Source organism: Arthrobacter sp. 001422645 (assembly GCF_059816125.1).
This window is the reverse complement of the sequence record NZ_JCBANT010000041.1, coordinates 1-592: the sequence shown is the minus strand read 5'-3', so window position 1 is coordinate 592 and position 592 is coordinate 1. Positions and strand designations below refer to the sequence as shown.

2 tRNA genes are annotated in these 592 nt (G+C 63.7%); both read left to right on the top strand.

Annotation, left to right across the window (positions count from 1 at the left end):
• Position 1: 1 nt before the first annotated feature.
• A tRNA-Ala gene (locus tag AC6EUH_RS18300) sits at positions 2–74 on the top strand.
• 444 nt (positions 75–518) lie between these two features.
• Positions 519–591 (top strand) — tRNA-Ala (locus tag AC6EUH_RS18295).
• Position 592 lies beyond the last annotated feature (1 nt).

Genomic DNA, 592 nt, shown 5'->3' with positions numbered 1-592 from the left:
CGGGGCTGTGGCGCAGCTGGTAGCGCACCTGCATGGCATGCAGGGGGTCAGGGGTTCGAGTCCCCTCAGCTCCACCGGATAACCCGCCGGAATCGAAAGATTCCGGCGGGTTTTTTTGTGCGGATTTGCGGGTATTGAGGTGAGCGGCCAATCTCAAACACACATTTTGCCGCCAACCCGGGTGTGCGTGCAGGTTTTGCGGGCATGTGCCGACGCGCGGGCAGATCAGGGCGGATCGGCGTCGCGCACTCGCCCTGATCTGCCCGCGCACTGGCGACGGCGCCGGTGACTGCCGGCAGCTACCTTCGTTCCGGGCCAGCGTTGCGTCGGCCCGGAAACTGCTGCCAGCAGCGCCCTTCGCTCCGACCCAGCGTTGCCTCGGCCCGGAAAGTGACGCTCTGCCGGAACATTTGCCACGGGAGGGCGTGCCGATTCGCGTGAACCGGAAATGTGGTTTAAGATAAACAGGTTGCTTCAGGGAAAACAGTCCTTAGTCGGAAAGTTTCCCCAGCAAGTTCGGGGCTGTGGCGCAGCTGGTAGCGCACCTGCATGGCATGCAGGGGGTCAGGGGTTCGAGTCCCCTCAGCTCCAC